21 protein-coding genes are annotated in these 20,776 nt (G+C 65.6%); 10 read left to right on the top strand and 11 right to left on the bottom strand.

Annotation, left to right across the window (positions count from 1 at the left end; all coding sequences use genetic code 11):
- Positions 1–62: 62 nt before the first annotated feature.
- Complete coding sequence (locus MRY80_RS15030) at positions 63–917, bottom strand: hypothetical protein (protein WP_293291849.1); 855 nt, start codon at positions 915–917, stop codon at positions 63–65.
- Positions 918–1,082: 165 nt separating this feature from the next.
- Here MRY80_RS15030 and MRY80_RS15025 point away from each other — a divergent pair, with 165 nt between their 5' ends.
- Positions 1,083–1,976 carry a DMT family transporter gene (locus MRY80_RS15025; protein ID WP_293291848.1) on the top strand — a complete coding sequence of 298 codons (894 nt, stop codon included), beginning with the start codon at positions 1,083–1,085 and terminating at the stop codon, positions 1,974–1,976.
- A 51-nt stretch (positions 1,977–2,027) separates the two neighbouring features.
- Here MRY80_RS15025 and hmgA read toward each other — a convergent pair whose 3' ends face one another.
- Positions 2,028–3,383 (bottom strand): homogentisate 1,2-dioxygenase, encoded by a 1,356-nt coding sequence (hmgA, locus tag MRY80_RS15020; RefSeq protein WP_293291847.1) that lies wholly within the window; start codon positions 3,381–3,383, stop codon positions 2,028–2,030.
- Positions 3,384–3,640: 257 nt separating this feature from the next.
- Here hmgA and MRY80_RS15015 point away from each other — a divergent pair, with 257 nt between their 5' ends.
- The 6 genes from MRY80_RS15015 to MRY80_RS14990 all read left to right on the top strand — a co-directional run bounded on the left by MRY80_RS15015 (position 3,641) and on the right by MRY80_RS14990 (position 8,088).
- Positions 3,641–4,102: a cytochrome c gene (locus MRY80_RS15015; RefSeq protein ID WP_293291846.1), complete on the top strand. Its 462-nt coding sequence runs from the start codon at positions 3,641–3,643 to the stop codon at positions 4,100–4,102.
- Positions 4,103–4,147: 45 nt separating this feature from the next.
- On the top strand, positions 4,148–5,644 hold the full coding sequence (locus MRY80_RS15010) for a multicopper oxidase domain-containing protein (protein ID WP_293291845.1): 1,497 nt from the start codon (positions 4,148–4,150) through the stop codon (positions 5,642–5,644).
- A gap of 214 nt (positions 5,645–5,858) precedes the next feature.
- Positions 5,859–6,596 (top strand): septum site-determining protein MinC, encoded by a 738-nt coding sequence (gene minC / locus MRY80_RS15005; RefSeq protein ID WP_293291844.1) that lies wholly within the window; start codon positions 5,859–5,861, stop codon positions 6,594–6,596.
- 32 nt (positions 6,597–6,628) lie between these two features.
- The gene (minD, locus tag MRY80_RS15000; protein WP_293291843.1) at positions 6,629–7,444 is read left to right on the top strand and encodes a septum site-determining protein MinD; all 816 of its coding nucleotides are present in this window, start codon (positions 6,629–6,631) and stop codon (positions 7,442–7,444) included.
- Positions 7,441–7,704, top strand: a complete 264-nt coding sequence (minE, locus tag MRY80_RS14995) for a cell division topological specificity factor MinE (protein ID WP_293291841.1) — start codon at positions 7,441–7,443, stop codon at positions 7,702–7,704. Before minD ends, minE begins: the two co-directional genes overlap by 4 nt.
- 147 nt (positions 7,705–7,851) lie before the next feature.
- Positions 7,852–8,088 (top strand): hypothetical protein, encoded by a 237-nt coding sequence (locus MRY80_RS14990; protein ID WP_293291840.1) that lies wholly within the window; start codon positions 7,852–7,854, stop codon positions 8,086–8,088.
- Positions 8,089–8,124: 36 nt separating this feature from the next.
- On the opposite strand, the gene MRY80_RS14985 is transcribed toward MRY80_RS14990, so the two are convergent.
- Together MRY80_RS14985 and MRY80_RS14980 are read right to left on the bottom strand one after the other, a co-directional pair.
- The gene (locus MRY80_RS14985) at positions 8,125–10,791 is read right to left on the bottom strand and encodes an EAL domain-containing protein (protein WP_293291839.1); all 2,667 of its coding nucleotides are present in this window, start codon (positions 10,789–10,791) and stop codon (positions 8,125–8,127) included.
- Between the two features lie 148 nt (positions 10,792–10,939).
- Positions 10,940–11,755: a helix-turn-helix transcriptional regulator gene (locus MRY80_RS14980; RefSeq protein WP_293291838.1), complete on the bottom strand. Its 816-nt coding sequence runs from the start codon at positions 11,753–11,755 to the stop codon at positions 10,940–10,942.
- A 100-nt stretch (positions 11,756–11,855) separates the two neighbouring features.
- On the opposite strand from MRY80_RS14980, the gene MRY80_RS14975 reads away from it, so the two are divergent.
- Complete coding sequence (locus MRY80_RS14975) at positions 11,856–12,740, top strand: SDR family oxidoreductase (RefSeq protein ID WP_293291837.1); 885 nt, start codon at positions 11,856–11,858, stop codon at positions 12,738–12,740.
- 4 nt (positions 12,741–12,744) lie between these two features.
- Here MRY80_RS14975 and paaE read toward each other — a convergent pair whose 3' ends face one another.
- The 5 genes from paaE to paaA are packed head-to-tail and all read right to left on the bottom strand — an operon-like array spanning position 12,745 to position 16,389.
- Entirely contained in the window at positions 12,745–13,821 is a 1,077-nt protein-coding gene (gene paaE / locus MRY80_RS14970; RefSeq protein ID WP_293291836.1) for a 1,2-phenylacetyl-CoA epoxidase subunit PaaE, read from the bottom strand.
- Positions 13,822–13,832: 11 nt separating this feature from the next.
- On the bottom strand, positions 13,833–14,342 hold the full coding sequence (gene paaD, locus MRY80_RS14965; RefSeq protein WP_293291835.1) for a 1,2-phenylacetyl-CoA epoxidase subunit PaaD: 510 nt from the start codon (positions 14,340–14,342) through the stop codon (positions 13,833–13,835).
- Positions 14,336–15,097, bottom strand: a complete 762-nt coding sequence (gene paaC / locus MRY80_RS14960; RefSeq protein ID WP_293291834.1) for a 1,2-phenylacetyl-CoA epoxidase subunit PaaC — start codon at positions 15,095–15,097, stop codon at positions 14,336–14,338. The genes paaD and paaC overlap by 7 nt, the downstream gene beginning before the upstream one ends.
- A 6-nt stretch (positions 15,098–15,103) precedes the next feature.
- On the bottom strand, positions 15,104–15,388 hold the full coding sequence (paaB, locus tag MRY80_RS14955) for a 1,2-phenylacetyl-CoA epoxidase subunit PaaB (RefSeq protein WP_293291833.1): 285 nt from the start codon (positions 15,386–15,388) through the stop codon (positions 15,104–15,106).
- A gap of 5 nt (positions 15,389–15,393) precedes the next feature.
- The gene (gene paaA, locus MRY80_RS14950) at positions 15,394–16,389 is read right to left on the bottom strand and encodes a 1,2-phenylacetyl-CoA epoxidase subunit PaaA (protein ID WP_293291832.1); all 996 of its coding nucleotides are present in this window, start codon (positions 16,387–16,389) and stop codon (positions 15,394–15,396) included.
- A gap of 96 nt (positions 16,390–16,485) precedes the next feature.
- Between paaA and MRY80_RS14945 the strand changes: the two genes are divergently transcribed.
- Positions 16,486–16,902: an acyl-CoA thioesterase domain-containing protein gene (locus MRY80_RS14945; protein WP_293291831.1), complete on the top strand. Its 417-nt coding sequence runs from the start codon at positions 16,486–16,488 to the stop codon at positions 16,900–16,902.
- Here the strand turns inward: MRY80_RS14945 and MRY80_RS14940 are convergent.
- A complete protein-coding gene (locus MRY80_RS14940; protein WP_293291829.1) occupies positions 16,887–17,762 on the bottom strand; it encodes a PaaX family transcriptional regulator C-terminal domain-containing protein in 876 nt (291 codons plus the stop codon). The two genes, MRY80_RS14945 and MRY80_RS14940, sit on opposite strands and share 16 nt — an antisense overlap.
- 83 nt (positions 17,763–17,845) lie before the next feature.
- On the bottom strand, positions 17,846–19,885 hold the full coding sequence (gene paaZ, locus MRY80_RS14935; RefSeq protein ID WP_293291828.1) for a phenylacetic acid degradation bifunctional protein PaaZ: 2,040 nt from the start codon (positions 19,883–19,885) through the stop codon (positions 17,846–17,848).
- 99 nt (positions 19,886–19,984) lie between these two features.
- Between paaZ and paaG the strand changes: the two genes are divergently transcribed.
- Positions 19,985–20,776 carry a 2-(1,2-epoxy-1,2-dihydrophenyl)acetyl-CoA isomerase PaaG gene (gene paaG / locus MRY80_RS14930; protein ID WP_293291827.1) on the top strand — a complete coding sequence of 264 codons (792 nt, stop codon included), beginning with the start codon at positions 19,985–19,987 and terminating at the stop codon, positions 20,774–20,776.

Raw genomic sequence — 20,776 nt, 5'->3', positions numbered from 1 at the left:
AATATGTTGAATTCAACTCAATCTCGCGGAGCTGCCAGTTGATGGCGATTCAACCGTGGCGTTCAGCCCTTTGTGGCGAACGCCACCAGCCGATCCGTCACGTCCTCGATATGGCGGGCGACGAACGGCACCCGCCTGCGCCAGCTCTCCGTCGTCGCCACCGTCTTGTTGGCGTCGATCGCGATCGGCTGTCCGTCGGCGATGAAGTAGTCGATCGCGCCGAAATCGAGATTGAGCTTCTTGCGCAGGCGCCGGATCTCTTCGGGCACGTCAGGCGCGATTTCGATGTGCATCATGGTCGCGGGGTCGCAGAGCAGCGACCGGTACGTCGTACGGGTGTTGATCTCGACATCGAAGAAGAAGTCGAAGCGCTGCTTGATCACCGGCAGAGCCGTCGTGCCCGGCAGGAAGCGCTCGACGATGAGGCGCTCATTCTTCCACACCCTGTCGGGCACCGCGTCGATCGACGGCAAGACCCGGTATTCCGGACAGGCGCGGCTCTTGTAGCCAGGCAACAGCAGCCTCTTCGCCACATAGCCTGCCCGCGTCAGTGCCGATTTGCGGTTCCTGTAACGCAGTTCGGGAGCGCCGTGACTGTTGAGCACGGTCTTGACGATCACCGGCCCCGCATGGCTGTCACCCGGCTGCAGGCGCGCGGCCGAATAGAGCGTCCGGCGGATCGTCGCCGCCTCCCCGTTCACGCAGCGATCATAGCGGCGCGCGGCCGACAGGAACGCTTCGGGCACGTCGGTCAGATCGACATGGAGAAAGGCCGCCTCGCCGCCGGTCGCCTGTTCCGGGTCGTCGATCAACCGCCATGGCACGCCCGCGCGATCGAGGCCCGCCAGCATGAATTTCAGCTTGTAGTGGGACACGCTCTCGAAGGCCCGACGGCGCTCCACCAGAATGTCGATCATGCGAAGCACGGCTCCCGACGACCGCGGCCGGCAGCAGCCGGTCACAATTACCTTACGTCAGTTACGGCCTCGCCATCCTGCTGTCGAACCTTTTTTCCGCACGCGCCGCGCGCCCCTTCGGATTTCAGTGTCATTCGCGCGCGAAGCGGCCTAGGAGGACGGCAGATGACCCTCCATACCGAATCCCCGACGCCGCGAGCCTCGCTCGCCATTCCGTTCATGCTCGGCGCGAGCTGCCTCGTTGCCGCGACATCGATCATCGCCAAAGCGCTCGGCACCGGGCCGGGTGATCTGGCCGGGCTGCATCCCTTTCAAGTGAGCGCGGGACGCTTCGTCTTCGCGTTCCTCACGCTGATGCTGTTCCTGCTCGCCTCGCCCGGCAATCGGCCGAGCCTGGCCGGCGCAAACTGGGGCCTGCATCTCGTGCGCTCGCTGTGCGGATGGCTGGGCGTGACGTCGGTGTTCGCCGCCGTGGCGAGAATGCCGGTCGCCGACGCGACCGCGATCAGCTTCCTCAGCCCGCTGGTGACGATGGGACTTGCGGTCGCGATGCTGGGCGAGCATCTGGGCGTGCGCAAGATCGCCGCCGCCCTTTTGGCGCTGTCGGGCGCCGTGATGATCCTGAAGCCCGGAACGGACGCCTTTCAGGCCGCAGCCTTCTTCGCGCTGGCGGCCGCCGTCTTCATGGGGCTGGAGGCGATCTTCATCAAGCGGCTGAGCGAGACCGAGCCGGTGATGCGCGTTCTGGTCATCAACAACGGCATCGGCGCGATCGTCTCGTCGGTGGTCGCCTGTTTCTTCTGGTCATGGCCATCGGGGCTGCAATGGCCCCTGCTCGCCATGCTCGGCGCGGTGATGGTGTCGGCCCAGACGATGCTCATCCAGGCGATGAAGCGCGGCGACGCCAGCGCCGTCGCCCCGGTCCTGTATTCCGTACTGGTCTTCGCGGCGATCTACGACATGACGCTCTATGGCGTCGTTCCGGATTGGCTGGCGGTCCTCGGCGGCCTCCTGATCCTCTCCGGCGCGCTGCTCCTGTCGCGCGCCCGCACCGCCTGATCACCGTGCGGGATTGCCGGGGCGATTGAATTCCGCCCCGGCGGGATCCGCCTATTTCTTGCCGGGCGTGCCGTCGAACTTCTTCTCGAGCGTGTCCCAGCAGTCGATATAGGTGTCCTGCAACGGCGCTTCTTTCGCCGCAAATTCAGTCAGATGCTGCGGGAAGCGGGTCTCGAACATGAAGCTCATCGTGTTGTCGAGCTTCTCCGGCTTCAGGTCGGCGTTCGAGGCCTTGTCGAACGCCTCGCGGTCCGGCCCGTGCGGCAGCATCATGTTGTGCAGCGAGACGCCGCCCGGCACGAAGCCCTGCGGCTTGGCGTCGTACTGGCCGTAGATGTTGCCCATCAGCTCCGACATGATGTTCTTGTGGTACCAGGGCGGGCGGAACGTGTCCTCCATCACCATCCAGCGCTCGCGGAACAGCACGAAATCGATATTGGCCGTGCCCGGCACGCCGGACGGCGCGGTCAGCACCGTGAAGATCGACGGATCCGGATGGTCGAACAGGATCGAGCCGATCGGGCAGTAGTTGCGCATGTCGTATTTGACCGGCGCGTAATTGCCGTGCCAGGCGACCACGTCGAGCGGCGAATGGCCGATCTTGGTGGTGTGGAACTGGCCGCACCACTTGATGGTGATCGTCGAGGGCGCGTCGCGGTCCTCGTACCAGGCGACCGGCGTCTTGAAGTCGCGGCGATTGGCCATGCAGTTGGCGCCGATCGGGCCCCTGCCCGGCAGTTCGAATTTCTGCCCGTAATTCTCGCAGACGAAGCCGCGCGCCGGCCCGTCGACGAGTTCGACCCGGTAGACGAGACCGCGCGGGATGATGGCGATTTCCTTCGGCTCCAGTTCGATGACGCCGAGTTCGGTGCAGAAGCGAAGGCGCCCTTCCTGCGGCACGACCAGCAATTCGCTGTCGGCGGAATAGAAATAGTCGTCCACCATGGATTCGGTGACGAGATAGATGTGGCTCGCCATGCCGACCTGGGTGTTGACGTCGCCGGCCGTGGTCATGGTGCGCATGCCTGTCAGCCAGGTCAGCGCCTCGTCGGTGTGCGGCACCGGATCCCAGCGATACTGGCCGAGCGAGATGACGTCCGGATCTACATTCGGAGCGGATTTCCAGTAGGGAAGATCGATCTTCGCGTAGCGGCCGGAATGTTTCACCGACGGGCGGATGCGATAGCACCAGGTGCGCTCGTTCTGATGGCTCGGCGCGGTGAAGGCGGTGCCGGAGAGCTGCTCGCCATACAGGCCGTAATTGCATTTCTGCGGCGAGTTCATGCCCTGCGGCAGCGCGCCGGGCAGCGCCTCGGTCTCGAAATCATTGCCGAAACCCGGCATGTATTTCAGTTCGTTGGCTTTCGCCGTCGATGCGCTCAGATCGTCCTTGACGGTGTCGAGCATGGGGGCCTCCTCGTCATGTGTGGTGGTGTGGAAAGACCGTATTAGTTTCATTTGTAACCATCAACGGGAAGCGATGTCGAGCCCCAGACGCCGCGCCCGCGATGCCACCGGTGCCGCCCGGCTCCTGCAAAACCCGCACAAGTGATCATGCATTTGTGACGCGCGGACCCGGCCGGCGGCCTTGAGTTTCCACCTGCTGGAACCTTTAGTTTTCGACATCGATCCGAAGACCGCGAACGCAATGAGGTAAGGAAACCATGCGCAACGCACGCACAATCGGACTGGCCGTCGCCGTGGCTGTCGTCGCGACCACCGGCCTTGCCATGGCGCACTCGAATGCGTCGGGCGTCGTCAAGCAGCGCATGGACGCGATGAAGGACATCGCCGAGCAGATGAAGACGATCGGGTTGATGATCCGCGGCCAGAACGCCTTCGACGCCGCTGCAGCGGCAGACGCCGCGGACACGGTGGCGCAACATGCCGCAACGATCCCCTCGCTGTTTCCCGAGGGGTCGCTCGACAGCCCGACGGAGGCGTTGCCCGCCATCTGGGCGGACTGGGATCAGTTCAACAAGAATGCCGCAGACTTGCAGTCGGCCGCAGCCGATCTGTCGAGCAGCGCTGCGGGGGCCGCAGAGGCGGCGGACATCAGGACGCAGTTCGCAGTCGTCGGCGCGACCTGCTCGTCCTGTCACGAGGACTTTCGCAAGGCCGAATGAGGCAAGCGAAGTCCGGACGGTCGCAAAAGGGAGGGCGATCTCGACATGAAGCTGACACGCCGTACATTCCTCGCCGGGGCCTCTGCCGGGCTGGCCCTTCCCTATCTGTCGAAAGGCGCCTCGGCGGCGATCGGCGGCCAGCCGCTGCCGATCCCGCCCCTCGTCGAGGCCTCGGGCAGCCCCATCGAACTTGAAGCCATTGGCGGGCAGACGGGCTTTCTCGATGGGGCGACGACCGCCTCCTGGGGATACAGCCAGTCCTATCTCGGCCCCGTGCTGCGCCTGAAGCGCGGCGAGCAGGCCCACATCGGCGTGGCAAACCGCCTGTCCTCGCCGGTCACCAGCCACTGGCACGGCATGCATGTCCCGGCCATCCTCGACGGCGGCCCCCAGCTCGAGATCGCGCCCGGAGCGCGGTGGGACATCGAATTGCCGGTCGACCAGCCCGCGGCGACGCTCTGGTACCATTCCCATGTGCACGGGATCACCGCCGAACATGTCTATGGCGGCCTTGCAGGCATGATCATCGTCGACGATCCCGAAGCGCCGAATGCGGGGCTTCCGCAGACCTATGGCGTCGACGACATCCCGCTCGTGATCCAGGATCGCGCGTTCAACGCCGACGGCTCTTTCGCCTATGTCAAACGCGGCCCCGCCCTCATGCACGGGTTCCGCGCCGACACTGTCGTCGTCAACGGCGCGGTGCGCCCGCAGGCCAGCGTGCCGAAGGGACTGGTCCGCCTGCGCCTTCTGAACGGATCGAATGCGCGCATCTATCACCTGCGGTTCGCCGATAACCGCGCGTTCCACCAGATCGCCAGCGACGCCGGCTTCCTGCCCGCGCCCGTTCGCATGGACGGGATCACGGTGGCGCCGGCCGAGCGTGTCGAGTTGCTCGTCGACTTCTCGGACGGCAAGGCGGTGACATTGCTGAGCGGGCCGGACTTCAACGATCCGATGGCGGGCATGATGGGCGGAATGATGGGTGGCATGCTGCCCGGGCCGCCCGCGCAGGCGGAAGAAGGCCGCGACGGCGAGTTCGTCGTGATGCGATTCTCGCCCGATCGCGAGAAGACGGCCGCTTCCCAAACCATACCGACACGATTGGAAGGCGCGCCGACGGCCGAGTTCGGAGAGTCCGTTCGCACGCGCGAATTCGTCCTGAACATGCATGCCGGCGGCATGGGTGGCGGCATGATGGGCGGAGGCATGGGCGTCATGTCGATCAACGACGCCAGCTATGACCCCGACCGGATCGACATTCGGCTGCAGCGCGGCGAAACCGAACTCTGGCGCATCCGCGCCGATGAAATGGCTCACCCGTTCCATGTCCACGGCACCGCGTTCAAGGTGCTGCGCCTGAATGGCGAGGACGTCCCCTTCGAGACCACCGGTCTCAAGGACGTCTTTCTGTTCCAGGGCGAAGCGGACTTGCTCGTCCGGCTGGACCACGAAGCGACGGACGCGGTGCCGTTCATGCTTCACTGCCATATCCTCGAGCATGAGGATGCCGGCATGATGGCCCAGTTCACGGTGGAATGAGCGAATCGCCGGCCTTCCTGGGGCCGGCGTCCCTGCCCTGAAACGGCTGCCTTTCCGAGAGATCGCGCACTCGACAGCGACGATCGCCTTGCGCCTGCGCGATCATGCCCGAAAGGCGCGGTTACGAGCCCGCGGAACACCCCGCCGGCGCCGTTTGATAACCTTTCGTTAACCATCATTAACGTAGTCCTTGGTCAGTGAAAAATTAACCAAGATGACCGAAGTGCTAACAACCGCTCAGCCCATACGTCTCAAGGGTCGCTCCTTCCTCGCGATGGTGCTCAATCCGGAGCCGCCATTCGATGACTGGCTGACCCGACTGGACGATCTTGCCGAGCGGTCCGCGGGCTATTTCCTGAACAAGCCAATCGTTCTGGACGTCGGCGGGCTCGACATCGACCGCCTGCAGTTGCGCGAACTGACGCGCCAGCTTGGCGATCGCGGCATCCGCGTCATGGGCATCGAGGGCGCGGCGTCGTCCCTGCTCGTCCCGGACCTGCCGCCGGCCATCGACGGCGGACGCCCGGCTTCCGACTTCGTCACGCCGGCTTCCGAACTGCCGGACGTCGACACCGGCCGCTCCTCGGGCCGCACCCGGCCTGACGATTTCCAGCCCGGCCGCACCGTGCCGTCGATCATCGTCACCGAGCCCGTGCGCTCCGGCCAGTCGCTGATGTTCGAAGGCGACATCACGGTGGTCGGGTCCGTCGCCTCGGGCGCGGAGGTCGTCGCGGGCGGCTCGATCCACATCTACGGAACGCTGCGCGGACGCGCCATGGCCGGCTCGGCCGGCGACACCGCCGCGCGCATCTTCTGCAGCCGGCTCGAGGCGGAACTCGTGGCGATCGCCGGTTTCTACAAGACGTCGGAAGACATGGGTCCGGATCTGCGCGGCAGCTCCGTCCACATGTGGTTCCAAAACGAAATGCTGATGTCGGAAAAACTCGGTTGAGCCGCTGGCCGGCCGCAAACAAGGAGACTGGAATGGGAAAGGCGATCGTGGTCACATCTGGCAAGGGCGGCGTCGGCAAGACGACCACCACGGCCGCTCTCGGTGCCGCACTGGCGCAGGGAGACCAGAAGGTCGTGGTCGTGGATTTCGACGTCGGCCTGCGCAATCTCGACCTGGTGATGGGCGCCGAGCGGCGCGTGGTCTATGACCTCATCAACGTCATCCAAGGCGAAGCCAAGCTGGCCCAGGCGCTGATCCGCGACAAGAGGCTCGAAAACCTCTACCTCCTGCCCGCCTCGCAGACCCGCGACAAGGACAAGCTGACGCCGGAAGGCGTCGAGAAGGTCATGACCGCGCTGAAGAAGACCTTCGACTGGGTGATCTGCGACAGCCCGGCCGGCATCGAACGCGGCGCGACCCTGGCGATGCGCCATGCCGACGCGGCCATCGTCGTCACCAATCCGGAAGTCTCATCGGTGCGCGATTCGGACCGCATCATCGGGCTCCTCGACGCCAAGACCGCCATCGCCGAACGCGGCGAGCGCATGGAGAAGCATCTCCTCGTCACGCGCTACGACCCGACGCGCGCCGAGACGGGCGACATGTTGAAGGTCGATGACGTGCTCGAGATCCTGTCGATCCCGCTGCTCGGCGTCATCCCGGAAAGCACCGACGTGCTGCGCGCCTCCAACCTCGGAACGCCGGTCACCCTGGCCGACGCCCGCAGCGAGACGGCCCAGTCCTATTTCGCCGCCGCGCGGCGACTGATGGGCGAAGCCGTCCCGATCACCATCCCCAGCGAAAAGAGAAGCTTCTTCGGCATGTTCTTCGGAAGGAAGGCTGCATGAACATTCTGAACTTTTTTCGAAAACCGGCCTCTGCGCCGAAGGCGCGGGAGCGCCTGCAAATCCTGCTTGCCCATGAACGGGCCTCGCGGGGTGAGCAGGACCTCGTGGCCCGGCTGAGAGACGAGATCCTCGCCGTTCTCGCCAAGCATGTGCCGATCGACGGCAAGAGGGTCCGCGTCCAGATGGACCGCGGCGCCCAGGTTTCGACGCTCGCCGTCGACATCGAGATCCCGTTCGACACGGGCGTTCGGGCTGCCTGACACGCTGTGGCCGGTCAACCGGCTGCAGTGCTCACACGCCTTGCGCGCCGGCGAATATCGCCGGCGCGTTTCGTTTGCGCTCGCCTTTCCCTTCGCCGGAAAGCGCAGTAGGTTCGCAGGCCCGCAACGAGACAACCATGTGAGGCCATGCCCATCACCGACACGAACGACGACGCGGCGCCCGCGTCGCAGGACCTGACCATCACGCTGGACAGCAAGCTGAAAGACGGGCTCCACAGTTACGTCGCGGCCGAACCGACGATCAGGACACCGTCCGACGCGGTCACGCAGATCCTGCGCGAATGGCTGCGCGAGCGCGGCTATTTTCACCCCGGCGTGGAAGGAACGCGCCCCGAGGACCTGACATCGGCCAATGACGGCTGACGACCCTAAAGCCTGAGAAAGGCTTGAAGTCGGCGGTCACGCGACCTGGCGCCAGCGCTCCTCGCGCACGAAGGACATGAGCTCCTCCGACGGCATCGGCGGCGCGAAGGCGTAGCCCTGCAGGATGTCGCAACCCAGGTCGCGCAGGATGACGGCGTGGTCCATGGTCTCCACGCCTTCCGCCACCGCCTGGATCCCCAGCGACTGGCCCATTTCGATGATCGAGGCCACCAGGCGGCGCTGGCTTCTCGACCCGACGATCGGCTTGACCAGACGACGGTCGATCTTCAGCCGCGCCGGCCGCAGGTTGATCAGGCTCACGATCGACGCGTAACCGGTGCCGAAATCGTCCATCTCGACATCGATGCCCAGCGTCTTCAGCCGCTCGATATTGCCGGCGACGACCTCGTTGCCCTCGTCCAGGAAAATGGATTCCAGGAGTTCGAAGGACAGCGTGTTCGGCTCGATCGCGAGCCCGTCAAGCCGGTCGATCAGGTCCGCGTCGTTCAGCCGGCCGGCTGAGACGTTGACCGACATGCGCGGGATGTGGACGCCCGCCGCTTTCCAGCGCGTCGATTGCCACAGCGTCTGTTCGAGGATCGTGCGGTCGATGAGCGGCACGACGTTCAGTTCGTCGGCGATGCCGAGGAAGGTGTCCGGCAGCCGCAGCCCTTCCGTCGGGTGCATCCATCGCGCGAGCGCCTCCACGCCGACGATCTGCAGCGTCTTCGCGTCGAATTGCGGCTGGAAGAACGGCAGGAATTCCTGGCGCTCGAGGCCGTTGAGGATGTCGTCGGCGACCCGCTTGTTGCGCACGATCTCGGCCTTGAGTGAGTCGGAGAAGAACTCGAAGCGGTTGCGGCCCTTGCTCTTGGCCCGGTAGAGCGCGATGTCCGCGTCGATGAGCAGGCGCTTGCCGTAATCGGCGGTGTCCGGGCTCGCCAGGGCGACGCCGATGCTGACGCCGAAGCGGCACTGGTGGTTCTCATAGGGAACAGGACGACGCATCTCTTCGATGATGCGGCCGGCGAGCGCCGACAAGCGCTCCTCGTTCGTCGCCGAGGTGGTCACGATCACGAATTCGTCGCCGCCGATGCGGGCGACGAAGTCACCCTGGCCGATATTGCTCTTCAGGATCGAGGCGGCATGCACGAGCATGGCGTCGCCGGCGGCGTGACCCAGCGTGTCGTTGATGTGCTTGAAGCGGTCGAGGTCGATATGCAGCATCGCCGTGACCGTGCGGCCGGCGCCGCTGCGGAACAAGCGTTCGTCCAGGAACCGCCGGTTCGGCAGGCCGGTCAGGCTGTCATGCAGCGAGTTGCGCTCCATCTGCGCGCGGGCGTCCTCCAACTCGCGGTTCCGGTATTCGGCGTTGTGCTTGGCGGCCATCAGCCGCGTCTTCATCTGGATGTCGGCCGAAACGTCCCAGTTGACGCCGACGATGTAGCGCTGGCCGCGTGCGTTGGTGTGCACGGAACCGATGGCCCTGATCCAGCGCGTGGACCCGTCGGGACTGACGACCCGGAATTCGGACTTGTAGGTGCGGCCGGCCTCGCTCGCGCCCTGGAACTCTCTCTCGGCGCGTTCGCGATCATCCTTGTGCAGCGCGTTCAGCCAGACGTCATACGCCTTGACTTCGCCGCCCTCCGCGATCCCGTAAAGCTCCCTCATCCGGTCGTCCCAGGTGAGCTGCTGCGTGGCGAGATTGAGCTCCCAGACACCGATCCTCGACGTGTCGAGCGCCAGCCTCAGGCGCCGCGACAGCTTCTTGAGCTGATCCTCGCTGCGGCGCAGCTGGCGCAGATGGGTCAGGCGCTGGTCGTAGAGCAGACCGGCGATGAAGATCGGCAGGATGACGAGCAGGCCGCCGATGAAGATCAGCGACCGCATCTGCCAGACATTCGGCGGCGTTTGCGCCCAGCCCCCGCGCGGGATCGCGGCGATGCGCCAGCTGCCGCTCGGCAGGGTGACGTCGGAGATCACCGGTTCGTATTCGAAAAGCTCCGGCGATCCGAAGAACACGGTGCTGTCGCTATTGAGCGCGTCCTTGCCCGCTATCGCGATCTCGATAGGCAGTTCGTCGTCATAGAGACCGCTGTCGGCGTAGAGGCTGTCCACGTCGACCACGGCCGAGACGATGCCCCAGAGGGATTGATCGCCGGTCTCGGTCTCGACATAGACCGGAAACCGGCCAATGAAGCCCTTTCCGCCCTGCAACAGGTTGACCGGGCCGGCCAGCACCAGGTCGCCGGTCTCGACCGCGCGCAGGGCGGCCTCGCGCTGGCTTTCATTGGTGCGGTAGTCGAGGCCCAGCGCCTTCTCGTTGCCCTCGATCGGATAGAGGAGGCTGACGACGAGGTCGGGCGCGGCGGCGATGTTGCGCAATTGCGAATGATCTTCGAACAGGCTTTCGGCGATCCGGCTGAAGCGCTGCTGGTCGATGTCGGGCTCCGTCGCGATCACCGCCACGAGGCCGCGCACGAGCTGGATGTTGGCGTTGATGTTGCCTTCGAGCCGCGCGCGAATGAGGCCCAACTGCTCGCTGACGTCGGCGCGCAGGCTCTGTCGGTGCAGGACCCGGTTCTGATATTCGGCGAATATCCCCGTCGCGACAGTAACGGCAAGTGCGATGCCCGCAGCCACGACGCTCGGCCGCAACAAGGTGCGGCGGGCCTTCGATCCGGACGAGGAGAGAAATTGCATGTTCAAACTGCGATACCCTGACGCGCCAGATTCCCCCACCGCGGCACGCGGCACTGGCTTACGTAACGCTACGCAAAAAACCGTAACAAATGGCTTAAGGGCGCTGTGCCGCCCGCCAGGCGGCCCCGGAAGACGGGCTTCCGGCGATCTAGCAGGCGATCAACTGACGGATCTTGAGCCTGTCCTCATCCGTCGCCGGATTGAAGACGACCATGGCCAGATCCGGCCGCGCATCGACCGCGAAAGTGGAAAACTCCAGGTCGAGCCGCCCCGCGACGGGGTGGCGGATCGATTTCACGCCCTCCCCGTGGGCGCGGACGTCGTGCTCGGCCCACATCTGCCGGAACTCCTCGCTTTGCGCGCTCAGGTCCTCCACGAGGGCCTCGGTCTGTGACTGCATGCCGGCGCGCAGGACATCGCGCCGCATCGTGGCCACGACGGCCCGGGCGACAGCCTCCCAGTCGGGCATCCTATCCTTGTCGCGCCGGCCGAACATCAGCCGCAGCACGTTGCGTTCGCGTTCCGGCAATTGCGCGTAGTCGACCAAGACCGCGCTCGCCGCCCGGTTCCAGGCGACGACGGTCCAGTCGGGCGTCTTCACGATGGCCGGCGTGTCGGCGAAGGAATCGAGCACCCGCTGCAATTGTGGCGTCACGCGGGCCGGTTCCTTCGGCCGGACCTTCGGCGGCCGCTCCTGCGCGAGCAGGAACATGTGCTCGCGCTCTGCGTCGTCAAGCGCGAATGTCCGCGCCAGCCGGTCGAGCACGTCGGCCGAGGGCGCGCCGCCGCGCCCCTGTTCAAGCCACGTGTACCAGGTCGCGCTGACATGGGCGAGCTGCGCAACTTCCTCGCGGCGCAGACCCGGCGTCCGCCGCCGCGACATCGAGAAGCCGAACGCTTCCGGATCGAGCCGTGCCCGACGCTCCTTCAGATAGGTGCCCAGAGGGTTTGCCTTGTCGCCCATGCGGTGAGCCTGTTGGTTCTTATACCGGTATAAGATCCCGGCTTTTCCAAGTGCCGGTCCCGTCTATTCCTTGTGCCATCATACAAGGAGACAGGAAACCATGCATGTATTCGTTACCGGAGCGACGGGGTTCGTGGGCAGCGCGGTCGTTCGAGAACTCTTGCGCGCCGGCCACACCGTGACCGGCCTCGCCCGCTCGGAGGCCTCCGCCGCGAAACTGGCGGCCGCGGGAGCGTCAGCGCTTCCGGGCGACCTGACCGACACCGACAGCCTGATCGCAGGCGCGAAACAGGCCGACGGCGTGATCCACATGGGGTTCATCCATGATTTCTCGAATTACATGGCGTCAGTGGAAGTGGACAGGCACGCGATCACGGCACTCGGCGAAACGCTGGCCGGGACGGGCCGGCCGCTACTCGTCACCTCGGGGCTCGCCATCTCGAGGACTGGACCTGTCGGCACCGAGAACGACCCCGTCGATCCCGCGGTTCCCCGCCTGTCGGAGGCCGCGGCGCTACCCTTTGCGGAGCGGGACGTGCGCGTCTCGGCCGTCCGCCTGTCGCCATCGGTTCACGGCAAGGGCGATCACGGCTTCGTCCCGGCGCTGATCGGCATCGCGCGCGAAAAGGGTCTTTCGGCCTATGTCGGCGACGGCGCCAACCGCTGGCCGGGCGTCCATGTCGACGATGCGGCGAGGCTGTTCGTTCTGGCGCTGGAGAAGGGCGAGGGCGGTGCGCGCTATCACGGCGTCGGCGACGGCGGCGCGGCGTTTCGCGACATCGCCGCGATCATCGGAAAGAAACTCGGCCTGCCGGTCGCCTCGCTCACGCCAGAAGAGGCTCCCGGCAATTTCGGGTGGATGGCGAATTTCGCCGCGCTCGACATGCCGACGTCAAGCGACCTGACGCAACAGCGCCTCGGCTGGCGGCCGACCGGCCCCAGCCTGCTGGACGACCTCGCGCACGGGACCTATTTCGGCGCCTGACGGATCAGACCGCGTCGAAATCGAGCACCAGCTTCTCCGAGGTCGGCCGCGCCTGGCAGGCAAGCACGTATCCGGCCTCGGTTTCCCACGGCTCCAGCGAGTAGTTGGCGTCCATCTCGGCGGACCCTTCCACGATCTTGCAGCGGCAGGTGGCGCACATGCCGCCGGCGCAGGAATAGGGCAATTCGATGCCCTTGGCCGCAGCCGCGTCCACGACCCGCTTCGACGGGTCGTCATAGGCGAAGCTCTTCGACACGCCGTCGAGGATGACCTCCACGGCCGCGCCCTTTTCGGCCGCCTCACGGGTCGCGGCGGAGGCCCTGCGCGGCACGCCGTCGGTGGTGAAGCGCTCGAAATGGATGCGCGCCTTGTCCGCGCCGAGGCCTTCCAGCGCCTGCGCGGCCTCGTCGATCAGTTCGCCCGGCCCGCAGATGAAGATGCCGTCGGCCTCGCCCGGCTGGATCAGCCCGGCGCTCGCCAGCTTGCCCAGGCGCCCGGCGTCGATCCGGCCGTTGAAGAGCGGCACGTCCTGCGTTTCACGCGACAGGATGTGCACGGTGCGAAAGCGATCGAGGAAACGGTCCTTCAGGTCTTCCAGCTCCTCGCGGAACATGATCGAGGACGTCTCGCGGTTGCCGTAGACCAGCGTCACCTCGCTGGCCGGCTCGCCCTCCAGGATCGAGCGGATCATCGAGAGGACCGGCGTGATGCCGGAGCCCGCCGCGACCATCAGGTAGTTGTTGGCGCCGTTCTCCGTCACTTCCACGGCGAACCGCCCCTGCGGCGGCATCACCTGAATGACGTCGCCGGCGTTCAATCGGTCATTGACGAAAGCGGAAAAAAGGCCGCCATCCACCTTCTTGACGCCGACGCGCAAGCGGCCCTCGTTCAGGCCGGAGCAGATCGAATAGGAACGGCGGACGTCCTCGCCACCGATCGTGGCGCGCAGCGTCAGGTGCTGGCCCGGATGGAAACGGAACGCGTCGCGCAGTCCGTCCGGAACGTCGAAGGTCAGGCAGACGGAATCGGGCGTTTCGCGGGTGATGGTAGAGACGGAAAGGTCATGGAATTGCAGCGACATGGCCGGTTTTCCTAAATACACTTGAAATAGTCGAACGGCTCGAGGCAGGCCTCGCAGCGATAATGCGCCTTGCAGGGCGTCGAGCCGAATTCGGAGATGCGCGACGTGTCGGTGGAGCCGCAGCGCGGACAGGCGACCTGCGTCTCGCCGAAGAGCGAGCGGATTGAGCCGGAGGCTTCCACCGGCGGAGCGATGCCATATTCGCGCAGTTTCTCGCGCGCGTCCTCGCCGATCCAGTCGGTCGTCCAGGCCGGCGACATGACCCGCTCGACCCGTGCGTCGAAGCCAGCCTCGCGCAACGCGGTCTCGACCGACAACTCGATCGCGAGCGTGGCGGGACAGCCGGAATAGGTCGGCGTGACCTTCGCCACCGCCATCCCTGCCTCGTCGATATCGACGGAGCGCAGGATGCCGAGATCCGCGACCGTGACGCAGGGCACTTCGGGATCGGGCACCGCCGCGGCGGCTTCCCACGCCCTCGCCTGCATCTCGGCGCGGTCGATGGCGGCTTGCGCTACCATGTCATCCCCGGATAGGCGCGCTGCATGTATTGCAGGTCGGCGAGCAGGAAGCCCATTTCCTCGCCATGTTTGCCCTGGCGGCCACCGGTCTGCTGGTAGGTCTGCGCATCCGGCATCTCCAGCATCGCCTCGGCGAAGACTTCGGCGATCACGCGGTCCCATTCCGCCTTCAGCGACGCCGGATCCGGAGCGATGCCGGCTTCGGCAAGCGCGTCGGTGACCGCGTCGCTGGCGAACATCTCGCCGGTGTAACGGTCAAGCGCCTCGACGGCGTCTGCCATGCGACGCGCGCTTTCCGCCGTTCCGTCGCCGAGACGGATGGTCCACTCCGCCGCGTGGCGGACATGATAGACCGTCTCCTTGACCGCCTTGGCCGCGATCGCCGCCAGCGTCTCGTCGGTTGATTTCACCGCCTCGCGCCACCAGGCCTGCATGAAGACCGAGAAATAGAGCTGGCGCAGGATCGTATGGGCGAAATCGCCGTTCGGACGTTCGACGAGCAGCAGATTGCGATAGTCGCGCTCCAGCCGCAGATAGGCCAACTGGTCTTCGTCACGGCCCTTGCCCTCGACTTCGCCGGCATAGGTGTAGAGCGAGCGCGCCTGTCCGATCAGGTCGAGCGCGATGTTGGGCAGCGCGAGATCCTCTTCCAGCGTCGGCGCATGACCGCACCATTCGGAGACGCGGTGGCCGAGGATCAGGTGATCGTCGGCGAGCCGCAGCAGCAGTTCGTAGAGCTCCTCCTTCATCGTCATCGGCCCTTACATGTGTCCGACTTCGTCGGGGATGTCGTAGAAGGTCGGATGGCGGTAGATCTTGTCGGCCGTCGGCTCGAAAAGCGCGTCCTTGTCCTTCGGGTCGGAGGCAGTGATCTCGGCCGAAGGGACGACCCAGATCGAAGTGCCCTCGCCGCGCCGCGTGTAGACGTCACGCGCCGCCTGCAGCGCCATCTCGGCGTCGGCCGCATGCAGCGAGCCGCAATGGCGATGGGCAAGGCCGTTGCGCGGCCGGATGAAAACTTCCCAAAGGGGTGTCGTGTTGGTCATGACAGTCACTCCGCTGCAATCTTGCTGGCTTCGGCGCGCGCACGGCGCTTGGCGGCGTAAGCGTTGGCGGCCTCGCGCACCCATTCGCCATCGGCATGGGCCTTGCGCCGCGCGGCCATGCGATCCCGGTTCATCGGGCCGTTGCCCTTCACCACGCGCCAGAACTCGTCCCAATCGATCGGGCCGAAATCGTAGCCGTTCTTGCCCTCGTTCCACTTCAATTCGGGGTCAGGAACCTTCAGACCGATGAACTCGGCCTGCGGAACGGTGGCATCGACAAATTTCTGGCGCAGTTCGTCGTTGGAAAAGCGCTTGATCTTCCATCGCATCGACTGGTCGCCATGCTGACTGTCGCTGTCATGCGGCCCGAACATCATCAGGGACGGCCACCACCACCGATCCAGGGCGTCCTGCGCCAGGTCCTTCTGCTCTTTCGAGCCGCGGGCGAGCGCCATCATGATTTCGTAGCCCTGGCGCTGATGGAAGCTCTCTTCCTTGCAGACGCGGATCATGGCCCGCGAATACGGACCGTAGGAACAGCGGCAGAGCGGAATCTGGTTCATGATCGCCGCGCCGTCGACGAGCCAGCCGATCGCGCCGATGTCGGCCCAGGTGAGTGTCGGGTAGTTGAAGATGGACGAGTATTTCGCCTTTCCGGCGAGCAGCTCGTCGGTCATCTGCTCGCGGGTGACGCCAAGCGTCTCGGCGGCGGAATAGAGGTAAAGCCCGTGGCCGCCCTCGTCCTGAACCTTGGCGAGCAGTGCCGCCTTGCGGCGCAGCGTCGGCGCGCGCGTGATCCAGTTGCCCTCCGGCAGCATGCCGACAATCTCGGAATGGGCGTGCTGGCCGATCTGGCGGATCAGCGTGCGGCGATAGCCTTCCGGCATCTCGTCTGTCGGCTCGATTTTCTCGTCGGCATCGATGCGGGCTTGAAACCGCTCCAGAAACGCCTCGTCCTCCTCGGTCGCAGTTTGCGCCCCGATCAATCCCTGGCTGTACATTGTTGGCTCCGGTGCATAATGAATGGCCGATGCATTATGTAACAGATTTCTGCTACATCCGCAACTTTTGTAACATAAGATCGGAGGAGAATTTCCATGGCGTTCGGTGTCGACGAAGCGAAGGAGTTGCTGGCCGGGATTTTTGCACCATGGGTGGTCGACCTCGCCCTTGAGCCGCTTGAGTTCGACGCATCGGGCGGGCGCTTCCTGCTGCCGGCCAATGACCGCCTCGTGCATGTTGGCGGCGTGGTCTGCGGTCAGGCGACCGCGGCCGCCGCCGACACCTGCGCGGTGGTGACGCTCTCGGCCCTGAACGGCCGCTTCCGCATGTGCTCCACCGTCGATCTTGCCGTGAAATTCATGCGCCCCCTGCCGCCGGGCGACGCCGAGATCCGCGTGAACGTGCTCTCCAACGGCAAGCGCATGGCCTATACGAGCGTCGACATCGCCGCGGCGAACGGCGGAAAGACCGCCGTCACGACCATGATGACTTTCGCCTATCTGGAAGACTGACCGTCCCCGAAACGGTCGTCGAAACCCGCGGGATCGGCATGCGGCGGCAGGTCGATCGCATCGAGCCAGGCCTCGCTCGGCAGCGCCAGCAGCTTGTAGACTGCCCGCAGCCGGGTCCGCGCTTCGAGCGCCGGCCATGACGGCGGCAGAAGCGCCACCGGAAGGATGGGAGCGCGCAGAATGATTCGCCGCCAATGGTGGATGATGAGCGTGCGCATGGCGATCGCGTCCAGAGGCGCAGGGTCTCCGCCCGCATCAAGCGCATCGGACAGCGGCCGCAGCGATTCCAGGAACGCGCCCACCGCCTCGGCGACGCCGTCCATGTTCCAGAAACGATGCGCGTCCGGCGGCGCGATGCCCGGCTGGTCGGCGATCAGGAGATAGGCGCCGAGATTTCCCGGAACCGGCCGCGCCCCGACCGTTTCCGGCCGAAGCCAGGTGCCGTTGCAGGAAACGAAGCCCGCCGCTTCCAGCTCGCCAGCAGCGCTGTCTTCACCCAGAATGGGCACCGCGACGGTCCATCGCCCGTCCCATTCCGGCGGGCCGGGCGCATAGATGCGTTGCGTCGCGACGTCGAAGGCGCGCAAGCCGCGCCGGTCGAGACTGTAGTGGCTGCGCCGGCCGTCGCGCTCGCGGATGACCCAGCCCTCCGATGCCAACCGCGACAACGCCGTGCGCACGGCGCCGGCCTCGATGCCCAGTCGGCCCATGATTTCCTGCAGCGCCTGCAACGGGATGGAGCCGCCGCGCGGGACGATCGCGTCGCCGAAGATGGTGATGATGACCGACCAGACGCGCAGCCGTTCAGGCCCGCGCAATGCGGACAGGATCGCGTCCCAGTCGTGCCTCTGCTCTGCCATGCGCCTCTCGAAATGCCTTTCGACACAACGAGATACAGTCCGCCGCGCAAATTGCGCAACATCAAATCCGAAAATTGCGGCGTTCAGGTAACATCCCGATAGGCGTTCATCGTGTGAAGCTCGTAGGTCGCCACGGTCTCGTCGTCCTGATTGGTCAAAACAACGTGCCAGCGCACCTCGCCATAGGTGTCGGTGCGCTTCGTCTTGCGCTTCACGGTCAGGGCAACGCGGATGGAATCACCCGCCGAGACCGGCTTCTGGAAACTCAGACCCTCAAGCCCGACATTGGCCAGCACCGGGCCCGGCGCAGGATCGACGAACAGACCGGCAGCGAAGGACAGGAGCAGATAACCGTGGGCCACGCGCCCGGGGAAGAAAGGATTGGCCTTTGCCGCCTCCTCGTCCATGTGGGCGTAGAAGGTGTCGCCGGTAAAGTGAGCGAAATGCTCGATGTCTTCCATCGTGACGGTCCGGGAACTGGTGCGCAGCGTGTCACCGATGGCGAGATCCTCGAAATACCGCCGGAAGGGGTGCGTGTCCGTCTCGACCGTCCTGGAGCCGGGCACGAACATGCCGGTGATCGCGGTCAGCATATCCGGTCCGCCCTGCACGGCGGTGCGCTGCATGTAGTGCATCACGCCGCGCACGCCGCCCATTTCCTCGCCGCCGCCGGCACGGCCCGGTCCGCCATGCGTCATGTGCGGAAGAGGCGATCCGTGGCCGGTGGATTCGCCCATGGAATCCCGATCGTTGACATAGATGCGGCCGTGCCAGGCGCCTGCCCCGATCGCCACTTGACGCGCGACGGCGGGATCGTGGGTGATCAATGACATGACCAAGCTGCCGCCACCGCGATTGGCGAGCGCGACAGCGTCGTCCAGCGTGTCATAGGCCATCACGGTCGACACGGGTCCGAAGGCTTCCGTTTCGTGCACGGCCGACGCGCCGGCGGGGTCGGCGCAGCGGAACAGCATCGGCGGAACGAAAGCGCCCTTCTCTGCATCCGCGCCCTCCACGTCAAACGCTGCCGGATCACCGTGAACGCATTCGGCCTCCGTGCCGATGCGGGCCACCTTTTCCAGGACGTCACGCACCTGTGCCTGCGAGGCGAGCGGGCCCATGCGCACGCCCTCCAGCGCCGGATCGCCGATGACGGTCTTCGAAAGCTTCGCCCGGATCGCGTCGATCAGATCGGCTTCCACGGGTTTCGGCGCGATGATACGACGGATGGCGGTGCATTTCTGCCCGGCCTTCGCCGTCATCTCCTTGACCACTTCCTTGACGAAGAGATCGAATTCCGGCGTCCCCGGAGTCGCGTCGGGACCGAGGATCGAGGCGTTGAGGCTGTCCTGCTCGGCGATGAAGCGGATCGAGTGGCGCAGGATGTGCGGATTGGAGCGCAGCATGAGCGCGGTGGCGGCCGATCCGGTAAACGACACCACGTCCTGCGGCGTCAGCCGGTCGAGCAAGTCGCCGGTCCCGCCCGCGATGAACTGGACGGCGCCGTCCGGCAGGATGCCGCTCTCGATCATCATCCGGAAACAGGCTTCCGCCACATAGCTCGTCGCTGTCGCCGGCTTGACGATTGCCGGAACGCCGGCGAGCAGCGCCGGGGCGAGCTTTTCCAGCATACCCCAGACCGGGAAGTTGAAGGCGTTGATGTGGACGGCTGCGCCCTGCAGCGGCGTCGCGATGTGCTGGCCGATGAACGTGCCGTTGCGCGACAATTGCTCGACCGCGCCGTCGACATAGACATGGCCGTCCGGCATTTCGCGACGGCCCTTGGAGGCGAAGACGAACACGGTGCCGATGCCGCCGTCGATGTCGATCCAGCTGTCGGCCTTGGTGCAGCCGGCATGAAGGGATAGTTCGTAGAGCTTCGCCTTGCGCTCGCCGAGCCAGGTGGCCAGTGCCTTGAGCATGCGGGCCCGGTCGTGGAACGTCATGGCGCGCAGATTGGGTCCGCCGACGGTGCGGGCATGGTCGAGCATCGCCTGATAGTCGAGGTCGGATCCGGCCATGGCGACAGCATCGCCGGTGACGGCCGAAGCGATGGTGCGCGCCTGCGACCCCGGCCCGACCCAGCGCCCTGCGGCGAAACTCTCCAGCATCAAAGCGGTCATGATGCGCTCCTCCCGGTTGCGTTGCTGAAAACAATATTGACCGGCCGGTCGGTTTATGCAACGATTTTCTCATGACGTCGAATTCGCGGGAGGAGAGGCGTGAGCGATACGGTCCTGAAGACCCAACATGACGGTTGGGCGGAAATTACCCTCAACCGGCCCGACCGGCGCAACGCGCTGAACGAGGAGATGCATCTGGCTCTGCGCGCGGCGATCGAAGAAGCCGCCGGCGACGAAGCATGTCGGGCGATCCTGCTCACCGGAAACGGCAAGGGCTTCTGTGCCGGCCAGGATCTGTCCGATCGCGATCCGCGCAAGCTCGACGGCCCGCCGGATCTCTCCGACACGATCGCGCGCTTCTACAATCCGCTGATCCGCCTCATCCGCTCAGCGCCGAAGCCCGTCGTCTGCGCCGTCAACGGCGTCGCCGCGGGCGCCGGCGCCAACATCGCGCTCGCCTGCGACATCGTGCTCGCGGCCGAGAGCGCCAGCTTCATCCAGGCCTTCGCCAAGATCGGTCTCGTTCCCGACGCCGGCGGGTCCTGGGCGCTGACCCGCCTCCTGGGCGAAGCCCGCGCCAAGGCGCTGGCACTGACCGGAGAACCCCTGCCCGCCGCCAAGGCCGCCGACTGGGGGCTGATCTGGAAAGCCTGCCCCGACGACACGCTGATGGAGGAAGCGCGCGCCCTCGTCGCCGGCTTCGCCAAGGGCCCGACCGTCGGCTACGCGTTGACGAAGGAACTCATCCAGGACGCGCCGAACAATTCGCTCGACGCTCAACTGGACCTGGAAGCCGACTATCAGGGCCGCGCCGGCCACACGCCCGACTATGCCGAAGGCGTCCTCGCCTTCTTCGAGAAGCGTCCCCCCTCCTTTTCCGGAAAGGCTTGA

The sequence above is a fragment of the Oricola sp. genome, from assembly GCF_022763245.1.
Classification (GTDB): Bacteria; Pseudomonadota; Alphaproteobacteria; order Rhizobiales; family Rhizobiaceae; genus Oricola.
This window is presented reverse-complemented; position numbering and strand designations above follow the sequence as displayed.

Coding starts and splice junctions, on each gene's coding strand:
- MRY80_RS14980 (WP_293291838.1), bottom strand. CDS start 11,755: ATGGGCGACAAGGCAAACCCTCTGGGCACCTATCTGAAGGAGCGTCGG.
- MRY80_RS15025 (WP_293291848.1), top strand. CDS start 1,083: ATGACCCTCCATACCGAATCCCCGACGCCGCGAGCCTCGCTCGCCATT.
- paaA (WP_293291832.1), bottom strand. CDS start 16,389: ATGTACAGCCAGGGATTGATCGGGGCGCAAACTGCGACCGAGGAGGAC.
- MRY80_RS15015 (WP_293291846.1), top strand. CDS start 3,641: ATGCGCAACGCACGCACAATCGGACTGGCCGTCGCCGTGGCTGTCGTC.
- minD (WP_293291843.1), top strand. CDS start 6,629: ATGGGAAAGGCGATCGTGGTCACATCTGGCAAGGGCGGCGTCGGCAAG.
- paaB (WP_293291833.1), bottom strand. CDS start 15,388: ATGACCAACACGACACCCCTTTGGGAAGTTTTCATCCGGCCGCGCAAC.
- minC (WP_293291844.1), top strand. CDS start 5,859: ATGACCGAAGTGCTAACAACCGCTCAGCCCATACGTCTCAAGGGTCGC.
- paaE (WP_293291836.1), bottom strand. CDS start 13,821: ATGTCGCTGCAATTCCATGACCTTTCCGTCTCTACCATCACCCGCGAA.
- minE (WP_293291841.1), top strand. CDS start 7,441: ATGAACATTCTGAACTTTTTTCGAAAACCGGCCTCTGCGCCGAAGGCG.
- paaD (WP_293291835.1), bottom strand. CDS start 14,342: ATGGTAGCGCAAGCCGCCATCGACCGCGCCGAGATGCAGGCGAGGGCG.
- MRY80_RS14975 (WP_293291837.1), top strand. CDS start 11,856: ATGCATGTATTCGTTACCGGAGCGACGGGGTTCGTGGGCAGCGCGGTC.
- paaC (WP_293291834.1), bottom strand. CDS start 15,097: ATGACGATGAAGGAGGAGCTCTACGAACTGCTGCTGCGGCTCGCCGAC.
- hmgA (WP_293291847.1), bottom strand. CDS start 3,383: ATGCTCGACACCGTCAAGGACGATCTGAGCGCATCGACGGCGAAAGCC.
- MRY80_RS14990 (WP_293291840.1), top strand. CDS start 7,852: ATGCCCATCACCGACACGAACGACGACGCGGCGCCCGCGTCGCAGGAC.
- MRY80_RS15010 (WP_293291845.1), top strand. CDS start 4,148: ATGAAGCTGACACGCCGTACATTCCTCGCCGGGGCCTCTGCCGGGCTG.
- MRY80_RS14940 (WP_293291829.1), bottom strand. CDS start 17,762: ATGGCAGAGCAGAGGCACGACTGGGACGCGATCCTGTCCGCATTGCGC.
- MRY80_RS14945 (WP_293291831.1), top strand. CDS start 16,486: ATGGCGTTCGGTGTCGACGAAGCGAAGGAGTTGCTGGCCGGGATTTTT.
- MRY80_RS14985 (WP_293291839.1), bottom strand. CDS start 10,791: ATGCAATTTCTCTCCTCGTCCGGATCGAAGGCCCGCCGCACCTTGTTG.
- MRY80_RS15030 (WP_293291849.1), bottom strand. CDS start 917: ATGATCGACATTCTGGTGGAGCGCCGTCGGGCCTTCGAGAGCGTGTCC.
- paaZ (WP_293291828.1), bottom strand. CDS start 19,885: ATGACCGCTTTGATGCTGGAGAGTTTCGCCGCAGGGCGCTGGGTCGGG.